We start from the raw sequence: 18,840 nt of genomic DNA, 5'->3' as shown, positions 1-18,840 counted from the left end.
CCTTCGTCCAGACAAAGAGGTTCCGAATCAGGGGATTGTGGCATTCAGGCCAGCGCGGTTTCCGCCGCGGACCCCAGCCGCAAAAGCGCCTCTTCCGAGCCCGGATAGCCCAGCATCATCAGCCCGCAACCGGGGGTTCCGGTGGGCAGGGTCAGCGCGGCCAGCCCCATCAGATTGGCGATCCGGGTGTTGCGCAGGGCCAGCAGGTTCTCGGTCACGTAATAGTCGTGATCGTTCATCAGGCGCTCCAGATTGGGCGGCAGAATCGGGGCAGTCGGGGCGAGGACCGCGTCAAACCCGGCGGTGGCCGCATCCCATGCGGTGCGGCAGGCCTTGAGCTTTGACCACGCGGCCACGTACTCCGGCCCCGAAAACCCTTTGCCCATGCGGAACCGTTCGAGGATTTCGGGATACATCGCCCCGGGGTTCGCCTCGATCACGTCCCGCCACAATCCGTAGGCTTCGGTGGTATAGAGAACCCCGGTCAGGCCCATCGCCTCATTCAGTTCCGGCACGTCCAGCGGGACGATTTCGGCCCCTGCCTCCCTGAGGCGGGCCAATGCGTCGTCATAGGCCCGCCCCGGCGCATCACGCAGATCGTCTTTGACGACGTTTTGAAGATCGGCGAACCGGCGGCCTTGCAGCGAGGCACCCCGCAGGTCGGCCGGGCTTCCACCCTCTAACGCCGCCAGCATATGGGCCGCATCCTCGACCGAGCGCGCAATCGGGCCAACGGTGTCGAACCGCAGGCACAGCGGCACGGCCCCCTCAAGGCTGATCCGCCCGGCGGTGGTTTTCAGACCGACCAGATTGTTCCACGCCGCAGGTATGCGCACCGACCCGCCGGTGTCCGAGCCGATACCACCAGCTGCCAGATTCCAAGCAACCGACGCCGCAGCGCCGGAAGACGAGCCTCCGGGCACCGCGTCCTCATCATCAATGCAGGGCGGGGTTTCGGTGATCGGGTTCAGACCCAGCCCCGAAAAGGCCAGTTCGCTCATATGCGTTTTGCCCAGACACACCGTGCCCATCGCGGTGGCATTGCGCAGCACAATCGCATCCGCGTCCGGAACACGGCCTTTCAGCAGCGCCGATCCGGCCTCGGTCGCGGTCCCGGCGGTGTCGAACAAATCCTTCCAACTGATCGGCACCCCATCCAGCAGGGAACGCCGCAGGCCAAGGCCCGCCCGTTCCTTGGCCGCTTTCGCCTCGGCCCGCGCCCGGTCATGGGTGACGCGGGCATAGATGCGGTCGCGATGGGGATGGTCGTCAATCGCGCTCAGATAGGTCTCGGTCAGTTCGACCGGGTCGATCTGGCCCATGCCGATACCGCGCCCCAGATCGCATGCTGTCATGGTCAGCCAATCCTGCATCTCGCCCCCCTTCGGATTTTCCGCCTGATCCGGACGGTAGCGACAGGACCGCACATGGACAATCCCGAAAGGGCGCGCATAGTGCGGGCATGAACACGGCTTCGGATATCCTGATCGTTGGCGGCGGCCTGAACGGCCCGGCACTGGCTCTGGCATTGGCGCAAACGGGGCATTCCGTCACCGTGATCGATTCTCTGACCGGGAAAGTGCGCAAGAATGCCGCCTTTGACGGGCGGGCTTACGCGCTGGCGCTGGCCTCGCAACGGCTGCTGGATGCGATTGGTGTGTGGGACCGCGTCGCCGACCACGCCCAGCCGATGCTGGAGATCAAGGTAACCGACGGCCATGCGGGCGCGGGCCCGTCGCCGTTTTTCATGCATTTCGACCATGCGGAAATCGAAGAAGGCCCGATGGGTTACATGGTTGAGGATCGCCACCTGCGCCGCGCCTTTCTGGACGCGATGGGCGAGGAAAAGCGCATCACCCAGATCAGCGGCAAGACGGTTGTTTCACAACAGATCGATGTGGCGGGCGTGTCGCTGACCCTTGATGACGGGTCAACCGTTTCGGGCCACTTGGTGGTCGGCTGTGACGGACGCCGCAGCGGCACTGCCGCGCGGGCGGGGATCAAACGGACCGGCTGGGATTACGGCCAGACCGCGCTGGTTTGCGCCATCGAGCATGACCTGCCCCATCACGGCATCGCGCATCAGTTCTTCATGCCGCCGGGCCCCCTGGCCATCCTGCCACTGACCGGCAACCGCAGTTCCATTGTCTGGAGCGAACGCACCGAGACCGCGCACCGCATCAATGCCATGTCCGAGGCCGACTATCTACAGGTCCTGCGCCCCCGCTTCGGCGATTTTCTGGGCGAGATCCGCTTGCAGGGCGATCGATTCACCTATCCGCTGAACCTGACCATCGCCAATTCCTTCGTCGCGGATCACCTCGCGCTGGTCGGCGACGCGGCCCACGGCATGCACCCCATTGCAGGCCAGGGTCTGAACGCGGGTCTGCGCGATGTGGGCGCGCTGGCCGAGGTTCTGACCCTCGCCGGACGGCGCGGCGAGGACATCGGATCCGTGCTGGTGCTGGAGCGCTATCAGGAATGGCGGCGGTTCGACACCGCTTCGCTGGCAATGGCGACAGATGTGTTCAACAGGCTGTTTTCCAACGACAATCCGCTATTGCGGATGGGCCGGGATATCGGCATGGGCATCGTCGGATCACTGCCCGGCCTGCGCCGCGGTTTCGTGCGCGAGGCCGCCGGGCTGACCGGAGACCTGCCGAAACTGCTGCAAGGCCGCTCAATCTAATCCAACTCGCGCGCCTCATCCACCAGCATCACCGGAATCCCGTTGCGGATCGGAAAGGCCAGACCGGCGGCTTTGGACACCAGTTCCTGTTTGTCAGCATCGTAATGCAGGGTGGTGTGGGTCTGCGGGCAGATCAGCGCCTCGAGCATGTGGCGGTCAAAGGCGTGTTCGGGGGTGCTCATTGCAGTGTTTCCTCATTTGAGCCGCCGCGCAGTGCAAACTCGATCAGTGTCACCAGGGTCTCGCGCCGTGTGCGCAGGCACGGAGCCTCGAGCAGGGCCTGTTTGTCCTCGGGGTCGAAATCCAGCAGCATCGACAGCGAGTTGACCAGCAATTCGTCATCGGCATCCTTCAGCGAATCCCAATCCGTGGACAGGTGGCGCGAGGAAAAGAAACGTTCCAGCAAGGTCAGAAACCGGGTGCGGTTGAAATTGTCGTCCTTCTCGGCCTTGCCCAGATCGCGGTCGAACCCGTCCCACGCAACTTCGCAGCGGCGATAGGGGGTGAAGGCATCCGGCTCGGCCCGGATACGGAACCGCGACACACCGGTCAGGGTGATCAGATAGCGACCGTCTTCGGTTTCGGAAAACTGGGTCACGCGACCGGCGCAACCGATCTGGTGCAATTTGCTGTCATCGCTGATCGAGGGGTTGGGCTGGACCATGCCGATCAGCCGCTCTTTGGTCCTGAGCGCGTCATCCAGCATCTGCAGGTAGCGCGGCTCGAAGATATGCAGCGGCAAGCGCGAACGGGGCAGCAGCAGCGCCCCGGGCAATGGAAAAACGGATACCGTATCCGGCAGGTCAGCGGGATGCATCATGTATCCGAGTGTAGCTCTGATCAGAAATTAGGCAAATATCATCGAGCTGAGCTTGCGCCGCCCATTCAGAACAATCGGATCGTTGGGCTTGAGCGCGTCGAAGATCGTGAACAGCTGCGCCTTGGCGGCACCGTCATTCCATTCGCGATCCCGCCGGAACAGTTCCAGCAATTGCGCCACGGCCTCTTCCACATCGCCATTGGCGTGCAGCGCCTGCGCCAGATCGAACCGCGCCTGATGGTTGTCGGCATCCGCTTCGACCGCCGCGGTCAGATCGGCCACGGGACCGGCATCAGCGGCCTGTTTCGCCAGTTCAAGCTGCGCATGGGCGGCCTCGAGTTCAGGCGCATCTGAAATTTCGGCGGGTGCGCCGTTCAGGATCGCCTCGGCCTGATCCAGATCCCCCGCCGCGATATGCGCACGGACCAGCCCGCCATAGGCGGCTGCGTGGTTCGGGTCTTCGCCCAGAATGGCCGAGAAGGTCTGCGCCGCATCCACCGCCGCCCCTTCCGCCAGCATTTCCTCGGCGGCCTGCACGGCGTCATCCAACTGGCCACCGGGGCTTTCGCCGCCCCCGGCTTCGATCACACGGTCGACAAAAGCCTTGACCTCGGACCCCGGCAAAGCGCCCTGAAACCCATCCACCGGCTGGCCCTTGAAGAAGGCATAGACGGTCGGGATTGATTGGATGCGCATTTGCGAGGCGATCATCTGCGCCTCATCCACATTGATCTTGACCATCTTCACCGCACCTTTTGCGGCGGCTACAGCCTCTTCCAGTTGCGGGCCAAGCGTTTTGCACGGGCCGCACCAGGGGGCCCAGAAATCGACGATCACCGGCGTGTCCTGCGATGCCTCGATAACGTCGGCCATAAAGGTGGCCTCGGACCCGTCCTTGATCAGATCGGTGGTCTCAGGTCCGGCTGCGGGGTTCAGAAGGTCCATGGCAATCACTCTTTCGTTCGAATTTGCGCCCTATATGCAACCGAGCGGGACAGAAACCAAGTGCAGAGTTGCACAATCACAGGTCGAATGTTGCAAAGACCGGAGCGTGATCGCTGGGTTTCTCCCACCCGCGCGCATCGCGCAGGATGCGGCTGGAATGACCGGCGTTCGAGATATCGGGCGTGGCCCAGACGTGATCCAAGCGCCGCCCTTTGTCGGCGGCGTCCCAGTCGCGCGCGCGGTAGGACCACCAACTATACAACCGACCCTCGGGGATATCCTTGCGTGTGATATCGATCCAACCGCCCGCATCCTGTGTTTCGGCCAGTGTTTCGACCTCGATCGGTGTGTGCGAGACCACTTTGAGCAACTGCTTGTGCGACCAGACATCATCTTCACGCGGGGCGATGTTCAGGTCGCCGACGAGGATAGATTTTTCCGGTTTCTCGGCATGGAACCAGTCGCGCATATCGGTCAGGTAATCCAGTTTCTGGCCGAATTTCTCGTTCTTTTCGCGATCCGGGATATCGCCGCCCGCAGGCACATAGAAATTGTGGATCGTCACGCCGTTTTCCAAACGACCCGCAATATGGCGCGCATGGCCCAGACCGGCGAAATCCTTGTCACCGACCTCTTCCATCGGCAGGCGCGACAGGATGGCGACGCCGTTATACCCCTTTTGCCCCCGCGCGATCATGTGGGTGTAACCCAGCGCCGCGAACCCCTCGGTCGGGATTTTCTCGACCGGAGACTTGCATTCCTGCAGACACAACACATCGGGCGCTTCTTCCTGCAGCAATTTCAGCACGATAGGTTCGCGCAGACGGACCGAGTTGATGTTCCAGGTGGCAAGGGTGAAGGGCATGGAAAATGTTCCTCTGTCGCGGTTGGCGCACCCTAGCGTGGTGCCGGTTCAGGTGCCATCGGAAAAATCCGGGCTATGTGGGATGCCCTTCGGACTGGGGTGCGTCATCGCAAATCTCGTACCAATCCGGTTTCTCGGACACAAACTCGTGGAATTGCACCTTGAGGCTTAGCGTTGTGTCCAGCGCATTTGCGGCAATCGGGAAACTGTCTTCCTCTGACAGAATCTCACCCAAAGACGTACCGCAGGTTTTGCAGAAACATCTGCCATATTTGTAAGGCGGGCCCGGTCGGTAAAAGGCGACATTTTCCTTACCCTTAACCCAGGTCAGGTCTTCTTTCTTGACGAATACAATCGTGCTGGCCCCGGCTTTTCGGCAGCGCGAGCAATGACATGTGCCCATAACGGACGGTTCACGGGCCAACTGAAATTCGACGGCCCCGCAAAAGCAACTTCCCTGAATCACCAGAATACCTCCCAACTAAAGCTATGCAGAACATTACATGAACATTTGAGGAATCGCAACGCTGTTCATCCCGGTGCGGGGACCCAAAAGGCACCGAAACTGCACAAAAAAAGCCGGGCCATAAGGCCCGGCAGTCCAACAGGGAGGTGCATGTCATAACCCGGACATGCGCGGGATGGGTGTAAACTAAACTTGTTTACAGAGTATCACTTTGATCCACGTCAATCTACCGTTGATCAAGAGACAAGGCGATATCCGCCGGATTCTGTGACCAAAAGGCGCGCATTGGACGGATCGGGCTCGATCTTCTGCCGCAGACGGTAGATATGGGTTTCCAGCGTGTGGGTCGTGACACCGGCGTTGTAGCCCCAGACCTCGTGCAGCAGCACATCGCGGGCGACCACGCCGTCGGTCGAGCGGTACAGGAACTTGAGGATGTTGGTCTCTTTCTCGGTCAGACGTATCTTGCGATCCTCTTCGGTGATCAGCATCTTCATCGCGGGTTTGAACGTGTAGGGGCCAAGGACAAAGACCGCATCCTCGGATTGTTCATGCTGACGCAGTTGTGCACGGATACGGGCCAGAAGCACCGGGAACTTGAACGGCTTCGAGACATAATCATTCGCGCCCGCATCCAGGCCCAAAATCGTGTCGGCGTCGCTGTCATGGCCGGTCAGCATCAGGATCGGGCTTTTGACGCCTTGTTTGCGCATCAGGCGGCACAGCTCGCGCCCGTCTGTGTCGGGCAGGCCCACGTCGAGAATAACCAGATCGTAAATCGCCTCGCGCGCGCGTTCCATCGCGGATTGACCGTCTGATGCTTCGAACACATCGAAATCCTCGGTCATAACAAGCTGTTCGCTGAGCGCTTCGCGCAGGTCTTCGTCGTCATCCACCAGCAGGATTTTCTTGAGCTGAGCCATTTCCCGGTCCTCCTAAGCCTTTTCCATCACTTGCGCGTGGAATATGCAATCAGCAAGATTTGCTGCAACCGCCTCACGCCTTCGTGTCGGACGCGGAGGAAATGTTTCACATTTCTATTCGAAAGCAGTACCAGAGGCGGTGAACGTTATAGGGTAACACAGATGAGTCTCATCCCCGACATAACCGAGCTGCTGGCACGCGCCCGCGCGGATCTGCGCATGGGGGTTCCGGTGGTCCTGACCGATGACAGCGGGGTCAGCGTGCTTGCGACTGCGACCGAAACGCTGGGGGCGCAGCGGCTGGCCGATCTGCGGGGGCTGGGCGGCGATCCGGTGGTTGCGATCACCGGGCGGCGGGCGGAAACGCTGAAAGCGCGCGCCTATGATGGCGATCTGGCGCGGGTGCTGATCCCGGCGGATGCGGATATCGGCTGGGTGCAGGCCGTGGCCGACCCTTCGGACGATCTGAACACCCCGATGAAGGGCCCGCTGATGACGGACCGGCAGGGCAGTGCCAATCTGCACCGGCTGGCCATCGCGCTGACCAAATCCGCGCGGCTTCTGCCTGCGGTGGTTGTGGTGCCGGTCGAAGATGGTCGCTCCTTTGCGCCGGCGCACGGGCTGACCTGCATCGATCACACCCGCGCCGCACCGCATCTGGCGGCGCGCAGTGCATTGCACTCGGTGGTCGCCGCCCGGCTGCCGATGGAGGTGTCCGAGGCCGGACGCCTGCACGTTTTCCGCCCCGAGGATGGCGGCGAGGAACATTACGCGGTCGAGATCGGCCGCCCCGACCGCGACAAGCCGGTTCTGGCGCGGCTGCATTCCGCCTGTTTCACCGGCGACCTGATGGGCAGTCTGAAATGCGATTGCGGCCCGCAATTGCGCGGCGCGCTGGCGCAGATGGGCTCTGAGGGCGCCGGTGTGCTGCTGTATCTGAACCAAGAGGGGCGCGGCATCGGGCTGGCAAACAAGATGCGCGCGTATTTCCTGCAGGACCAGGGGTTTGACACGGTTGAGGCCAACCACCGGCTGGGGTTCGAGGATGACGAGCGGGACTTCCGCCTGGGCTCGGACATCCTGAAATCACTGGGCTTTACCTCGGTCCGGTTGCTGACCAACAACCCTGCCAAGATCGCGATGATGGAACGCACGGGTATCGCAGTGACCGAACGCGTCCCGCTGAAAGTTGGGGAAACCGCCCATAATCGTGGTTATCTGGCGACGAAAGCTGCCAAATCCGGGCATTTACTGTGACGCCGGACGATCTGGTTCTGACCCCCCAAGGGGTGCGGTTTTGGGGCCGGATGTTTCCCTGCGCAATCGGGAAAGGCGGGTTGAGCAATTCCAAACGCGAAGGCGACGGGGCAACCCCAACAGGGGTGCATCGCATTGTCGGAATGCTGTACCGGCCAGACCGGATCGCCGCGCCCGTGCGCTGGGCAAGACCCATCGGGCCATCGGACCTATGGTCGGACGATATGTCCGACGAGGACTACAACCAGTTGGTGCGCGCGCCCTATTCGTTCAGCCATGAAAAGCTGCGCCGGGCGGACCCGCTTTATGATCTGGTGGTGATCACCGACTGGAACTGGCCAAATGCGGTGCCCGGCATGGGATCGGCGATATTTTTGCACCAATGGCGGCGTCCGGGGTATCCGACCGAGGGCTGCGTGGCATTCAGGCGCGATCATCTGCGCTGGATCGCAGGCCGGATTGCGCCCGGCACGCGCCTGATCATTCCTGCGGTTTGACCCGCTCGCCGAAAATCGCAGACCCGACCCGGACATGGGTGGCGCCCAACGCGATGGCCTGTTCAAAATCGCTGCTCATCCCCATCGACAGGCCATCCAGCCCGTTGCGCGCAGCAATTTTGGCCAGCAGCGCAAAATGCAGCGACGGTTCTTCCTCGATCGGAGGGATGCACATCAGACCGCGAACCGGCAGATCAAGGCCCTGGCATTCGGCAATGAACGCATCCGCGTCCGAGGGCAGAACCCCGGCCTTCTGCTCCTCTTCCCCGGTGTTGACCTGAATGAACAGATCCGGGCAAGCGCCGATTTCCTGCGCCAGACGGGCCAGAGTTTTGGCCAGTTTTGGCCGGTCGACCGAGTGGATCGCGTCACACAGCTCCATCGCCTGCCGGGCTTTGTTGGTCTGGAGCGGGCCGATCAGATGCAGATCGATGCCCTCGAACTGCTCTTTGAAGGCGGGCCACTTACCGGCCGCTTCCTGAACCCGGTTCTCGCCGAAACAGCGATGCCCCTGTTCCAGAACCGCTTGCACCCGGTCGTTGGGCTGCACCTTGGACACGGCTATCAGCTTGACTGAACCGGGCCCCCGCCCGGCGCTGGCTTCGGCATTTGTAATGCGGGCAGAGATGTCTTGCAGCGACATGGCGGTCCTCAATCTGTCTTACGCGCAGGAAAACACCATGTTGGCGCAAAAGAAAAGGGCGGGTCCGAAGACCCGCCCCTGAACTTTGTGGTTCAGACCAACTTAGAAGTTGAACTGAGCACCGAAGTCAGCAACGATCTGGTCGCTCGAGCAGATGTCGCAGTCGTTGCGGCCAATACCGCCACGCAGCGATGCACCGCCACCCAGGTCGTAGATGGCACCAACAGCGATCTGCTGAAGGTCGCCGTCAGCCGAACCGTCACCGTAGGTGAACAGCAGGGTGGTTGCAGCGCCCAGGTTGTAGGCAGCCGACAGACCGTATGCAGTACCGTTGAAGGTGTCGTTGACAACGTCGTCGTCTGCAACGAACAGAGTACCCGAGAAGTCGCCGAATTCTGCACCCAGGGTCAGAACGGCCAGGCTCTGCGAGCTAACCGAGCCAGCACCGCTGGTTTCACCGTATGCAACGGCTGCAGTGATGTTGTTGAAGGTGTAAGTCGCGCTGATGTCCCAACGGTCAGCGTCTTCAACGCTGCCGCCTACGCCGGCAACGATTGTTTGCTGGTCATAGGATGCGCCGAAGGCGAAATCGCCAACTGCGTACTGGAAGAACACAGCGTTCGCACCTGAACCGGTCGACGAGTAGGCCAGGAAGTCATAGTCAACGCCCGAGTACTGACCGGCGAACAGTTCCAGACCAACTTCGTTACCGTAGTAGTTTGCCAGGTTGTCGAAGGCACCTGCAACGTTGCCTGCGTCAACACGCAGGCCGCCGAAGATGACCGAGAAGCGTGCGCCGTTGAGGCCAGCTTCGTTGGCTTCGCCGTTGCCGCTGTCTTCGTCAGCCTGCAGACGAACACGACCTTCGAAGCGTACGCCACCGTCGGTTTCAACGATGCCGTCGATGTTCAGACGGAAGCGCGAGACCAGGATGGTGTCGTCAGTGTCAACAGGGCCAGTGGTGCCAGCAGTGGTGATTGTTGTACCACCAGCTGCGGTTGTTGAGGTGGTCAGGACGACCACGTCACCGGAACGGTCTTCTGCGTAACCCAGACCAAAACGGCCGTAACCGCTGAATTTCACTTCAGCTGCTGCAACGCTAGCGGTCGCCATCAGCGCCGTCGTTGCGAAGAGAACTTTTTTCATCTTGTTTCCCTCGGTTTCAAAATTTTCTACTCGACACATGCCTCTGCACATGTCTCAGCACGGACACCGTTTCGCTCTTTTTGCCCCCTTCACGCAAGCTTGGCATAAGTCCATTGGCCTCATTGAGATCAAATTGGTGCAAGGATGCCACAGTCCTTTTTCGCCCCGTTATCCGGTTGAGAAGCGTATATTTCCTAAGAATAGGGTTGTTGCGCCATGGGTCCTTGTCTAGGAGTATCACTCGAACCACGCACAAACAGCGAAACAGGACTGACAGATTATGCGCATGCCGAAGATTCTAGGTTTGATCGTGCTGACCGCGGCAGTCTCGGCATGCGGGCAGAATCGCACCTCTCCGTCGGCTTATAATCCCAACCTGATCACCGGCGGCAATACGGACGAACAGGAACTGAACGATCCGAACCGCTCGACCATCTGGGATGTGTTCGACCGCAGCAATGCGGAACAGACGACAAATGTGAACCGGTACCTTTGGGCGGCATCGCTGGATGTGCTGAATTTCCTGCCTGTGCAAGAGGTCGATCCGTTTACCGGTGTGATTGTAACGGGTTACGGGACACCTCCGGGCGGTGGCCGGTCGTACCGGGCAACCGTGCATATCAGCGATCCGGCCCTTGCGGCGCGGTCTTTGTCGGTCGCGCTGCAGTCCGGCGGCGGTGCCCCGGTCAGCGCCGCGACCACCCGCGCGGTCGAGGACGCCATCCTGTCGCGGGCACGCCAGCTACGCATTGCAGACAGTAAGTTCTAGCAACCCGACAAAAATCGCACTAAGACCACGCCGGGTTCCCACCCGGCGTTTTCATTCACGAAGGACCGCACGATGTCGCGCTACTCGGCCACCGAAATCGAAGCAAAATGGCAAGAGGCCTGGGACAAGGCCGGAATCTTCACCGCCAACCACAAGGCGGACAAGCCGAAATACTACGTGCTTGAGATGTTCCCCTACCCGTCGGGGCGGATCCATATGGGGCATGTGCGCAACTATACGATGGGCGACGTGATCGCGCGGCACAAGCTGGCGACCGGCCATAACGTATTGCACCCGATGGGGTGGGATGCCTTCGGGATGCCTGCCGAAAACGCCGCGATGGCCATCGGCGGACATCCGAAAGACTGGACCTATGGCAATATCGCCGACATGCGCGGGCAGATGAAGCCTCTGGGCCTGTCGATCGACTGGTCGCGGGAGTTTGCCACCTGCGACCCGGAATATTACGGCCAGCAGCAGGCTCTGTTCCTGGATATGCTCCAGGCCGGGCTGGTTTACCGCAAGAACGCCGTGGTGAACTGGGACCCGGTTGATATGACCGTTCTGGCCAACGAACAGGTCGAAAACGGGCGCGGCTGGCGCTCGGGCGCATTGGTCGAGCGTCGTGAGTTGACGCAATGGTTCTTTAAGATTAGCGATTATTCCGAGGAACTGCTCGACGCGCTGGACACGCTGGACAACTGGCCCGCCAAGGTGCGCCTGATGCAGGAAAACTGGATCGGCAAATCGCGCGGCCTGCAATTTGGCTTTGAACGCACGGATGGGGGTGAGCCGATCACCGTCTATACCACACGGCCCGATACGCTGCTGGGCGCGTCTTTCGTTGGCATCTCGCCGGATCATCCGATTGCCAAGCAGCTTGAGGCCGAGAACCCGGAAGCCGCTGAATTTGTTGCCGAATGCCGCAAGGGCGGCACCACGGAAGAGGCCATCGAAACCGCCGAAAAGCTGGGCTATGACACCGGTATCCGCGTGAGTCACCCGCTGGACCCGAATTGGGAACTGCCGGTCTGGATCGCCAACTTCATCCTGATGGATTACGGCACCGGCGCGATCTTTGCCTGCCCGGCACATGACCAGCGCGACCTCGATTTCTGCCGTAAATACGGCCTGCCCGTGGTCGATACCTTCTTCGCGCTTGAGGATGGCGCGCCGGTCGACAAGATCGCGTTTGTTCCGCCGAAGACCGAGAAAGTCCGCTGGGTGAACCATTTCGCCGGCCTGACCGAGGCCACCGGCGACGAGGCGATCAATGCCACCGTCGATTTCGCCGAAAAGGCCGGTTGGGGCGAAGGCGTCACCAAATACCGCTTGCGCGACTGGGGCCTGAGCCGCCAGCGCTATTGGGGCTGCCCGATTCCCGTCGTGCATTGCGAAAGCTGCGGTGTGGTGCCCGAGAAGAAAGAAAACCTGCCGGTCCGCCTGCCCGATGATGTCAGTTTTGACAAACCGGGCAACCCGCTGGACCGTCACCCCACATGGCGCGATTGCGAATGCCCGAAATGCGGTGCCCCTGCCAAGCGCGAGACCGACACGATGGACACTTTCGTCGATTCGTCGTGGTATTTCGCCCGCTTCACCGCGCCGCGCGCCGAAACCCCCACCGATCTGGCCGAGGCCGAGTACTGGATGAACGTGGACCAGTATATCGGCGGTATCGAGCATGCGATTCTGCACCTGCTCTATTCCCGCTTCTTCGCGCGCGCGATGAACATCACCGGCCATCTGCCCAAAAAAGCCATCGAGCCCTTCGATGCGCTGTTCACCCAAGGCATGGTGACACATGAGATTTACCAGACCCGCGACGCCAATGGCCGCCCGGTCTATCACCTGCCCGAGGACGTGACCGACGGCAAACTGGCTGACGGCACCGAGGTCGAGGTCATCCCCTCGGCCAAAATGTCGAAATCCAAGAAGAACGTTGTCGATCCGGTCAGCATCATCTCGGCCTTTGGCGCAGACACCGCGCGCTGGTTTGTGCTGTCCGATTCGCCGCCCGAGCGGGATGTGGAATGGACCGCTTCCGGGGCCGAGGCCGCGTTCAAGCATCTCAGCCGTGTGCACCGCATCGCCTCGGAAGTCGCTGAGTCGGACAACCCGGCCAATACTGAGGATGAAACCCTGCTGCGCGAGATGCACAAGGCGATTCACGATGTTTCGGGTGGCGTCGAGTCCTTTGGCTTCAACGCATCCATTGCCAAGCTTTATGCCTTTACCAACACGCTGGCGAAATCCAAGGCGGGCTCGGCTGCCAAACGCGAGGCCGCCAAAACGCTGGCGCAATTGATGTCCCCCATGACCCCGCACCTGTCCGAGGAGCTCTGGCAATTGCTGGGCGGCGAGGGGCTGGTCGCCACCGCCCCCTGGCCCATCGCGGATGAGGCGATGCTGGTCGATGACACCGTCACCCTGCCGATCCAGATCAACGGCAAGCGCCGTGCGGAAATCAGCGTGGCCAAGGACATGGCCAAGGACGAGGTTGAAAAAATCGCGCTCAGCACCGAAGCTGTGCAAAAGGCGCTGGATGGGTCAGCGCCGAAGAAAGTGATCGTAGTCCCGGGCCGGATCGTGAATGTCGTCGTTTGATCGCAGAACCCTGCTGTTGATGCCGCTGGCAGCCTGTTTCTTGGGGGCCGCCTGCGGGTTCCAACCCGTCTACGCCCCGGGCGGATCGGGGTCAGAGCTTTACGGCAAGGTTGCTGTATCGGCCCCCAACACGGTCGACAGCTATCTTCTGGTGCAGAATCTGGAACAGCAACTGGGCCGCAGCGCGGCTTCAGGCGGCGCGTACAAGCTGGACGTTAAGGTCTCGACCCGAATCCGGGCCGCCGCGATCACGACGACAAACGAAACCAACCGCTATTCCATCGACGGACAGGCGCAATATTCGTTGCGATCTAACGAAACCGGCCAGATCGTGGCATCGGGCACCGTATCCGACTTTGTCGGCTATTCGGCCGCCGGGTCCACGGTCTCCACCCTGGCGGATGAGCGGGACGCCAAGGAACGGCTGATGGTGATTCTGTCGAGCCAGATCATGAACCGCCTTTACGCCACGCCGGGCCTGACCGCATGAAGCTGAGCCCGCGCGAGGCGGATGGGTATTTCGCAAAGCCGGATGCGGGCAAAACCGGTCTGCTGATCTATGGCGCGGATGCCATGCGCGTCGCGCTGAAACGCCAGCAAGTCTTGGCCGCCCTTCTTGGGGCCGGTGCTGAAGAGGAAATGCGCCTGACCCGCCTGCCCGGCAGCGACCTGCGCGGCGATCCGGCCCTGTTGCTGGATGCGGTCAAGGCGGTGGGATTCTTCCCCGGCCCCCGCGCGGTGTATGTCGAGGACACGACCGATTCCGCCGCACCATCGATCCTCGCCGCGTTGGAAGATTGGGTGCCCGGCGACGCCCAGATCATCGTGACGGCGGGGCAACTCAAGCCAGGTTCGAAGATTCGCAAGGCGTTCGAGGCGCATGCCAACGCCTATGCCGTCGGCATCTACGACGATCCGCCCTCGCGGGCCGAGGTCGAGCGGGTGCTGGCCCAGGCCGGGCTGCAGAACATCCCGCGCGAGTCGATGTCGGCGCTGAGTGAACTGGCCACCAGCCTCAGCCCCGGCGATTTCGCGCAGACGGTCGAGAAGCTGTCGCTCTACAAACGCGGCGATTCTTCGGAACTGAACATTGAGGATATCGAGGCCTGCGCCCCGCGCTCGACTGAGGCCGCGCTGGACGATGTTCTGAACGTCGTCGCCGAGGGCCGCGCCGGAGAGATCGGGCCGTTGATCCGCCGCCTGCAGGCACAAGGCACCAACGGCGTCACACTATGCATCGGCGCGACCCGGCATTTTCGGACGCTTTATGCCTGCGCGTCGGACCCGGGCGGGGCGGCACAGGGGATCGGCAAGCTGCGCCCACCGGTCTATGGCAAGCGGCGCGACCGTATTCTGCGGCAGGCGCAGGGCTGGGGCGCGCCCAAGCTGCAGACCGCGCTGACGGTGCTGACCGATACCGACCTGTCGCTGCGGTCTGCCGGTCAAACTGCGCCTGCGATGGCGCTGGTGGAACGGGCGATGATCCGTCTGGCGATGCTGGCCCGGTCGCGCTGATCTTCGGACCTAGCGGTTGGCCTTTAGCCATCTGGCAGCCGACCGGCCCGCCCAGCGGCCTGTCGCAAGGCAGGCGGTCAGCAGGTAACCACCGGTCGGGGCCTCCCAATCCAGCATCTCACCGGCGCAGAAGACGCCCGGTTTGGTGGTCAACATCAGGCCATCGTTCACCGCATCGCGCCGCACACCGCCTGCGGTCGAGATCGCCTCGTCCATCGGGCGCAGCCCGTTGTGGCGAATGGGCAGAGCCTTGAGCAGCCGCGCAAGGTCATACGGCGCGTTGGGAATCGGGCGGCCAAACTCCATCAGCAGGGCCATCTTGGCCGGATCCAGCTTCAGCACTTTGCGCAGGTGATTGGACAGGCTGGCCTTGCCGCGCGGTTTGCTCAGGCGCGCGGTAATGTCGTCGCGCGCAAGGTCCGGCATCAGGTCGAGCGTCAGCGGCGCGCCCGCGCGCACCGCTTTGCAGATGGCATAGACACCGCCACCCTCAAGCCCGCGCGCAGATATCACCGCCTCGCCGCGTGATCGCAACGCTCCGGCCTGCAGGGCGGCCCCTTTCACAGGTGCGCCGAAATGGGGTGTCATGTGATCCGACCAATCGACCAGCAGCCCGACATTGGCGGGCGCAAAGGGGGCAAGCGCCACGCCTTGTTCGGCAAGCGCGTCGGCCCATTGCCCGTCCGAGCCCAACCGCGCCCAACTGGCCCCGCCCATCGCAAGGATTGTCGCGTCTGTGTTCAGCCTCTGCGGCCCATCCGGCGTATCGAAGGCCAGCGCCTCACCGTCCCACCCGGTCCAGCGCCAGCGGGTTCTGATCTCGACCCCCGCCTGCGCCAGCCGCGCAAGCCATGCGCGCAGCAGCGGCGAGGCTTTCATGACCGTCGGAAACACCCGGCCTGTCGAGCCGGTGAACAACTCCTGCCCCAAGCCACGCGCCCAGTTCTGAACGGCCTCGGCATCGAATTCGGCGATCATCGGCTGCAGCCACTCCGCCGCCTCGTCATAGGACCGGATCAGCGTCTCGAACGGCTCGTCCCTGGTCAGGTTCAGCCCCGACTTCCCCGCCATCAGAAACTTGCGCGCGACCGAGGGTTTGGCCTCGGCCACAATCACCGCATGACCGGCGGCGGCAAGCTGTTCAGCGGCCATCAAACCCGCTGGCCCTGCCCCGATCACCACTGCCTGCGCCATTTTCACCCTCTTGCCTTGGCCGCCTGTTGGCGCAAATTTCATACACCATGAAGACCAGCGATCCGATCTGCCCGCTTTGCGACCGCCCGATCCCCGACGGGTCGGGCAGCCTGCATCATCTGATCCCAAAACTCAAAGGAGGCAAGGGCGGACCGACCGTCCTGCTGCACCAGATCTGCCACAAAGAAGTCCACGCCACCCTGACCGAGGCGGAACTGGCCCGCAACTTCAACACGGTCGAGGCCCTGCGCGCCCATCCCCGGCTTGAGAAATTCCTTGGCTGGGTCCGCAAACGCCCGCCCGGTTTCCGTTCGAAAGTGCCGGGCAAGCGGCGGGGGCGGTGATCAGCCGGGCAGGACCGGGTCGCCAAAGGGATCTGTCAGAGGGCCTCCCAGCCCCTCAACCTCGATCCCTTTATAGTCGGGGACCAGGGCAAAACTGGCTCCGTTGACATGCTGGAATTCCAGCGTTGTATAGGGGCGTTTCCACAGCCATTCGCGGTTTGCCACCGACCAGAGATCGGGGTCTGGCGGCGCATCTTCGGTGAAGGCATAGAAATGCAGGTCGAACCCATACGGGGCCACATCCTGCACGGACAGAAGCCGCATGCCCTGTGCGCGACAGAACGCATCCTCGGCAGCGATATCCCCGGTCCGCAACGTGATCTGACCGATCCGCGCCTGGGCAAACGGGGCCTCGGGGTTCGCCGCGTTGTCTGGGCGGTTGCCTTCGAAATCGTGCTGAAGCAGTTCGATGACAAACCCTTCGGGGTCGCTCAGGTGACACATATAGCCGATATCCAGAAACTGGTTCGGCGTGCTGACGGTGACGCCCTGCTGGTGCAGCGACGCGGCGGCCAGATCGACATCTGGCAGGGTCAAGCCGATCTTCCAGTAGCGCTGGCCCCGGTCATGGGCATAGCCGCCGCCACCGGGCATCAGCAGCAGATCGGCATCCTGACCCTTATAGCCAACGCGACGGTTCGACCCCTCGGCGCGCACCGACATGCCCAGCGCATCGCGGTAGAAGGCGGCCAGCCGGTCGGGGTCGGCCACACGCAGGCGCAGGGCTGACAGCCTCATCCGCAGAGCCTTGCAATGCCTGCGGCAATCTTCGGGTCCGCGCCCAGACTGTCAGCGACCAGATCGCGGGCCGTCTGCATCAGGTCCTCGGGTTCGACCACGCGGTCCACGAGGCCAAAGCGATAGGCCTCCTGCGCGGTGATCTTTTGTCCGGCCATCAGGATCAGCCGGGTTCGGGCCGGTCCGATCAGCGCAGACATGCGTTTGGGATCAGAGGGTTGCGGCAGAAAGCCCAGCTTCATGACCGGGTAGAAGAACTTGGCCGATGGCACGGCAATACGCAGATCGCAGGCCAGCGCCATGCCGTTCGCCCCGCCCGCCAGCGTGCCGTTCAACGCCGCGACGGTCAGGCAGGGCAACGCGGCAATCGCACCGGACAGCCGCTCCCACACGTCCGAGGTTGCAAGCCCCGCCCGCGCCTCCTCCAGATCGGCGCCGGCGCTGAACACCTTGCCCGCCCCGGTCAGGATCAGCGCCCGAGCTTCGGTTGCGGCTTCGGCAATCTCGGCCAGTTCGGTCAGCATCGCCCCGGTCAGCGCGTTGGCCTTGCCGGGGTTGTTGATCGTCACGGTCCACAGACCGTCCTCTTGCACCAGTTCGATCACGTCAGGCCAATCCTTGCGCGAACGTCCTCCTGCCTAAGCGAGATTTCCGTGCCCAGAAACTCATCCGCATCGCCCGAGCACATCCATAGCAACGCCCGTGCAGGCCAGTCTGCCGGAATGTGCACATCCCAGTCCAGCTGGCTGACCGGATTGATACCACTGGCCTTGATGACCCGCTGCATGTCGGTCGCGACGGTGCCGGGGGACAGGCCCATGGCGCGGATGCCGTTATGGCCCTCTTCCAGATGCAGGCATTCGGTCAGCATTTTCGCCCCGGCCTTTGACGCGCAATAGTGGCTCCATGCCTCAACCGGGTTCGAGGCCGCGCCCGACGAAACCGTCAGCACCGTTCCGCCACCCGCTGCGCGCATGACCGGAAGGGCCGCGCGCATGCCGTAGAACACGCCCTTGAGGTTGATGTCGATCGCCTGGCTCCAGTTGGCGACATCGGCGTTCGAAAGATGAAAGATCGGCTCGATCACCCCGGCATTGCCGATCAGCACATCCAGACCGCCAAAGCGCGCGACGCAATCGGCCACCGCCTGTTCGACCTGCGCGAAATCGCTGACGTCGCAGGCCAGCGCGATGGCATTTTCACCCAGCGCCGCCGCCAGCGCCTCGATCTGGTCGCGGCTGCGCGCCACCAGCGCGACATTGGCGCCGGCTGCGGCAAAAACGCGCCCTGCCTCGGCCCCGATGCCCCGGCTGGCGCCTGTAATAAGTACCGTTTTCCCCTGCATGTGCCGCTCCTCTTTCATTGCGCCGTGAACTTTCTGCAGGGGTAGCGCGGAAACGGGGAAGCGGTCTACCCCTTGCC

The 18,840-nt window shown here is 62.4% G+C and carries 21 protein-coding genes; 8 read left to right on the top strand and 13 right to left on the bottom strand.

Going from position 1 to position 18,840, the window contains the following annotated elements; all coding sequences use genetic code 11:
- Window positions 1-44: 44 nt before the first annotated feature.
- Entirely contained in the window at window positions 45-1,373 is a 1,329-nt protein-coding gene (locus ACR0EZ_RS18070) for an amidase (RefSeq protein WP_480615720.1), read from the bottom strand.
- 89 nt (window positions 1,374-1,462) lie between these two features.
- Between ACR0EZ_RS18070 and ACR0EZ_RS18065 the strand changes: the two genes are divergently transcribed.
- Window positions 1,463-2,689 carry an FAD-dependent monooxygenase gene (locus ACR0EZ_RS18065; protein WP_480615718.1) on the top strand — a complete coding sequence of 409 codons (1,227 nt, stop codon included), beginning with the start codon at window positions 1,463-1,465 and terminating at the stop codon, window positions 2,687-2,689.
- Here ACR0EZ_RS18065 and ACR0EZ_RS18060 read toward each other — a convergent pair.
- The 6 genes from ACR0EZ_RS18060 to ACR0EZ_RS18035 form a co-directional block, all read right to left on the bottom strand.
- Window positions 2,686-2,871, bottom strand: a complete 186-nt coding sequence (locus ACR0EZ_RS18060) for a Trm112 family protein (RefSeq protein ID WP_480615716.1) — start codon at window positions 2,869-2,871, stop codon at window positions 2,686-2,688. The two genes, ACR0EZ_RS18065 and ACR0EZ_RS18060, sit on opposite strands and share 4 nt — an antisense overlap.
- Window positions 2,868-3,509 carry an LON peptidase substrate-binding domain-containing protein gene (locus ACR0EZ_RS18055; protein ID WP_480615714.1) on the bottom strand — a complete coding sequence of 214 codons (642 nt, stop codon included), beginning with the start codon at window positions 3,507-3,509 and terminating at the stop codon, window positions 2,868-2,870. The genes ACR0EZ_RS18060 and ACR0EZ_RS18055 overlap by 4 nt, the downstream gene beginning before the upstream one ends.
- Window positions 3,510-3,536: 27 nt before the next feature.
- A complete protein-coding gene (gene trxA / locus ACR0EZ_RS18050) occupies window positions 3,537-4,454 on the bottom strand; it encodes a thioredoxin (RefSeq protein ID WP_480615712.1) in 918 nt (305 codons plus the stop codon).
- Between the two features lie 76 nt (window positions 4,455-4,530).
- Window positions 4,531-5,319: an exodeoxyribonuclease III gene (locus ACR0EZ_RS18045; protein WP_480615710.1), complete on the bottom strand. Its 789-nt coding sequence runs from the start codon at window positions 5,317-5,319 to the stop codon at window positions 4,531-4,533.
- A gap of 73 nt (window positions 5,320-5,392) precedes the next feature.
- Window positions 5,393-5,785 carry a GFA family protein gene (locus tag ACR0EZ_RS18040; protein WP_480615708.1) on the bottom strand — a complete coding sequence of 131 codons (393 nt, stop codon included), beginning with the start codon at window positions 5,783-5,785 and terminating at the stop codon, window positions 5,393-5,395.
- Between the two features lie 236 nt (window positions 5,786-6,021).
- Window positions 6,022-6,708, bottom strand: coding sequence for a response regulator transcription factor (locus ACR0EZ_RS18035; RefSeq protein WP_117872957.1), 687 nt, complete (start codon window positions 6,706-6,708; stop codon window positions 6,022-6,024).
- Window positions 6,709-6,870: 162 nt separating this feature from the next.
- Here ACR0EZ_RS18035 and ribA point away from each other — a divergent pair, with 162 nt between their 5' ends.
- Both ribA and ACR0EZ_RS18025 read left to right on the top strand, forming a co-directional pair.
- A complete protein-coding gene (gene ribA / locus ACR0EZ_RS18030) occupies window positions 6,871-7,965 on the top strand; it encodes a GTP cyclohydrolase II (protein ID WP_480615706.1) in 1,095 nt (364 codons plus the stop codon).
- Window positions 7,962-8,462, top strand: coding sequence for a L,D-transpeptidase family protein (locus ACR0EZ_RS18025; protein WP_480615704.1), 501 nt, complete (start codon window positions 7,962-7,964; stop codon window positions 8,460-8,462). Before ribA ends, ACR0EZ_RS18025 begins: the two co-directional genes overlap by 4 nt.
- Here ACR0EZ_RS18025 and ACR0EZ_RS18020 read toward each other — a convergent pair.
- Both ACR0EZ_RS18020 and ACR0EZ_RS18015 read right to left on the bottom strand, forming a co-directional pair.
- Window positions 8,446-9,105: a YggS family pyridoxal phosphate-dependent enzyme gene (locus ACR0EZ_RS18020; RefSeq protein ID WP_480615702.1), complete on the bottom strand. Its 660-nt coding sequence runs from the start codon at window positions 9,103-9,105 to the stop codon at window positions 8,446-8,448. The genes ACR0EZ_RS18025 and ACR0EZ_RS18020 overlap by 17 nt on opposite strands.
- A gap of 102 nt (window positions 9,106-9,207) precedes the next feature.
- On the bottom strand, window positions 9,208-10,251 hold the full coding sequence (locus tag ACR0EZ_RS18015) for a porin (protein WP_480615700.1): 1,044 nt from the start codon (window positions 10,249-10,251) through the stop codon (window positions 9,208-9,210).
- Between the two features lie 280 nt (window positions 10,252-10,531).
- On the opposite strand from ACR0EZ_RS18015, the gene ACR0EZ_RS18010 reads away from it, so the two are divergent.
- From ACR0EZ_RS18010 to holA, 4 genes are all read left to right on the top strand, one after another.
- Window positions 10,532-11,020, top strand: a complete 489-nt coding sequence (locus tag ACR0EZ_RS18010) for a DUF3576 domain-containing protein (RefSeq protein WP_480615698.1) — start codon at window positions 10,532-10,534, stop codon at window positions 11,018-11,020.
- Window positions 11,021-11,092: 72 nt separating this feature from the next.
- Entirely contained in the window at window positions 11,093-13,627 is a 2,535-nt protein-coding gene (gene leuS / locus ACR0EZ_RS18005; protein WP_480615696.1) for a leucine--tRNA ligase, read from the top strand.
- Window positions 13,614-14,117 carry an LPS assembly lipoprotein LptE gene (gene lptE / locus ACR0EZ_RS18000; RefSeq protein ID WP_480615694.1) on the top strand — a complete coding sequence of 168 codons (504 nt, stop codon included), beginning with the start codon at window positions 13,614-13,616 and terminating at the stop codon, window positions 14,115-14,117. Before leuS ends, lptE begins: the two co-directional genes overlap by 14 nt.
- On the top strand, window positions 14,114-15,142 hold the full coding sequence (gene holA / locus ACR0EZ_RS17995; RefSeq protein ID WP_480615692.1) for a DNA polymerase III subunit delta: 1,029 nt from the start codon (window positions 14,114-14,116) through the stop codon (window positions 15,140-15,142). Before lptE ends, holA begins: the two co-directional genes overlap by 4 nt.
- Before the next feature lie 9 nt (window positions 15,143-15,151).
- Here the strand turns inward: holA and ACR0EZ_RS17990 are convergent, their stop codons facing one another.
- Window positions 15,152-16,336: a TIGR03862 family flavoprotein gene (locus ACR0EZ_RS17990; RefSeq protein ID WP_480615690.1), complete on the bottom strand. Its 1,185-nt coding sequence runs from the start codon at window positions 16,334-16,336 to the stop codon at window positions 15,152-15,154.
- Window positions 16,337-16,383: 47 nt separating this feature from the next.
- Between ACR0EZ_RS17990 and ACR0EZ_RS17985 the strand changes: the two genes are divergently transcribed.
- Window positions 16,384-16,680 carry an HNH endonuclease gene (locus ACR0EZ_RS17985; RefSeq protein WP_480615688.1) on the top strand — a complete coding sequence of 99 codons (297 nt, stop codon included), beginning with the start codon at window positions 16,384-16,386 and terminating at the stop codon, window positions 16,678-16,680.
- On the opposite strand, the gene ACR0EZ_RS17980 is transcribed toward ACR0EZ_RS17985, so the two are convergent.
- Genes ACR0EZ_RS17980 through ACR0EZ_RS17970 form a run of 3 tightly spaced genes read right to left on the bottom strand, consistent with a single transcriptional unit; the run spans window position 16,681 to window position 18,763 of the window.
- Complete coding sequence (locus ACR0EZ_RS17980) at window positions 16,681-17,418, bottom strand: VOC family protein (RefSeq protein WP_480615686.1); 738 nt, start codon at window positions 17,416-17,418, stop codon at window positions 16,681-16,683.
- Window positions 17,415-18,023 carry an enoyl-CoA hydratase/isomerase family protein gene (locus ACR0EZ_RS17975; protein WP_480615684.1) on the bottom strand — a complete coding sequence of 203 codons (609 nt, stop codon included), beginning with the start codon at window positions 18,021-18,023 and terminating at the stop codon, window positions 17,415-17,417. Before ACR0EZ_RS17975 ends, ACR0EZ_RS17980 begins: the two co-directional genes overlap by 4 nt.
- A complete protein-coding gene (locus ACR0EZ_RS17970) occupies window positions 18,020-18,763 on the bottom strand; it encodes an SDR family oxidoreductase (RefSeq protein WP_480615682.1) in 744 nt (247 codons plus the stop codon). Before ACR0EZ_RS17970 ends, ACR0EZ_RS17975 begins: the two co-directional genes overlap by 4 nt.
- Window positions 18,764-18,840 lie beyond the last annotated feature (77 nt).

Source organism: Ruegeria sp. AK4, assembly GCF_056541025.1.
This window is presented reverse-complemented; position numbering and strand designations above follow the sequence as displayed.

Bases quoted from the DNA above. Each gene is read 5' to 3' on its own strand.
- ACR0EZ_RS18060 (WP_480615716.1), bottom strand. From the start codon at position 2,871: ATGAGCACCCCCGAACACGCCTTTGACCGCCACATGCTCGAGGCGCTG.
- ACR0EZ_RS18070 (WP_480615720.1), bottom strand. From the start codon at position 1,373: ATGCAGGATTGGCTGACCATGACAGCATGCGATCTGGGGCGCGGTATC.
- ACR0EZ_RS18015 (WP_480615700.1), bottom strand. From the start codon at position 10,251: ATGAAAAAAGTTCTCTTCGCAACGACGGCGCTGATGGCGACCGCTAGC.
- leuS (WP_480615696.1), top strand. From the start codon at position 11,093: ATGTCGCGCTACTCGGCCACCGAAATCGAAGCAAAATGGCAAGAGGCC.
- ACR0EZ_RS17990 (WP_480615690.1), bottom strand. From the start codon at position 16,336: ATGGCGCAGGCAGTGGTGATCGGGGCAGGGCCAGCGGGTTTGATGGCC.
- ACR0EZ_RS18045 (WP_480615710.1), bottom strand. From the start codon at position 5,319: ATGCCCTTCACCCTTGCCACCTGGAACATCAACTCGGTCCGTCTGCGC.
- ACR0EZ_RS17970 (WP_480615682.1), bottom strand. From the start codon at position 18,763: ATGCAGGGGAAAACGGTACTTATTACAGGCGCCAGCCGGGGCATCGGG.
- ACR0EZ_RS18055 (WP_480615714.1), bottom strand. From the start codon at position 3,509: ATGATGCATCCCGCTGACCTGCCGGATACGGTATCCGTTTTTCCATTG.
- lptE (WP_480615694.1), top strand. From the start codon at position 13,614: ATGTCGTCGTTTGATCGCAGAACCCTGCTGTTGATGCCGCTGGCAGCC.
- ACR0EZ_RS18020 (WP_480615702.1), bottom strand. From the start codon at position 9,105: ATGTCGCTGCAAGACATCTCTGCCCGCATTACAAATGCCGAAGCCAGC.
- ribA (WP_480615706.1), top strand. From the start codon at position 6,871: ATGAGTCTCATCCCCGACATAACCGAGCTGCTGGCACGCGCCCGCGCG.
- ACR0EZ_RS17980 (WP_480615686.1), bottom strand. From the start codon at position 17,418: ATGAGGCTGTCAGCCCTGCGCCTGCGTGTGGCCGACCCCGACCGGCTG.
- trxA (WP_480615712.1), bottom strand. From the start codon at position 4,454: ATGGACCTTCTGAACCCCGCAGCCGGACCTGAGACCACCGATCTGATC.
- ACR0EZ_RS18035 (WP_117872957.1), bottom strand. From the start codon at position 6,708: ATGGCTCAGCTCAAGAAAATCCTGCTGGTGGATGACGACGAAGACCTG.
- holA (WP_480615692.1), top strand. From the start codon at position 14,114: ATGAAGCTGAGCCCGCGCGAGGCGGATGGGTATTTCGCAAAGCCGGAT.
- ACR0EZ_RS18010 (WP_480615698.1), top strand. From the start codon at position 10,532: ATGCGCATGCCGAAGATTCTAGGTTTGATCGTGCTGACCGCGGCAGTC.
- ACR0EZ_RS17985 (WP_480615688.1), top strand. From the start codon at position 16,384: ATGAAGACCAGCGATCCGATCTGCCCGCTTTGCGACCGCCCGATCCCC.
- ACR0EZ_RS18065 (WP_480615718.1), top strand. From the start codon at position 1,463: ATGAACACGGCTTCGGATATCCTGATCGTTGGCGGCGGCCTGAACGGC.